Here is a 436-nt window from a genome sequence, read left to right as displayed (position 1 = left end):
GACCACGAGGGGTTTCTGGTGGGTCTGCGCGATCGTGGCGATGCGGGCGGCGACGTCGAGTTCGTCACGGGCCAGACCCTCACCGTATTCGGCGTATCCGCCGAAATATCCCGTGAGAAGAACCGAATCGATCTCAGCGCTCGACATTACGGCGTCGAGCACGGAAGCAAAGCAGCCGATGTCCTGTTCGCCGCCGCCGGCAATGTCGACGGGATTGGTCACACCGGCGGACGGGGGGAGCAGTGGCCGCAGGGCTGTGCTCAACGCAGTCGGAAACCGGGGCACCGACAGGCCGTTCGCTTCCACCACATCTGAGCCGACGCCGGCGTGGCCGCCGCCGTCGGCGATGACGGCGACGCGGTGGACCCGCCGGCGTCCGTAGGTGAGCAAGGTTGCCGCCACGTCGGCGAGTTGACGCGGGCTGGTGACCCGGTAG

The 436-nt window shown here is 67.7% G+C and carries 1 pseudogene; it reads right to left on the bottom strand.

Annotated features, from left to right (window positions below):
• A pseudogene (locus CS062_RS25465) lies at positions 1-436 on the bottom strand (hypothetical protein); the annotation flags it as partial.

Origin of the sequence: Roseateles chitinivorans (genome assembly GCF_002761755.1) — a bacterium.
In the GTDB taxonomy this organism is placed as follows: Bacteria; Pseudomonadota; Gammaproteobacteria; order Burkholderiales; family Burkholderiaceae_C; genus Roseateles; species Roseateles chitinivorans.
Note: the sequence above shows the minus strand (reverse complement) of the source record. Positions and strands in the feature narration are given on the sequence as shown.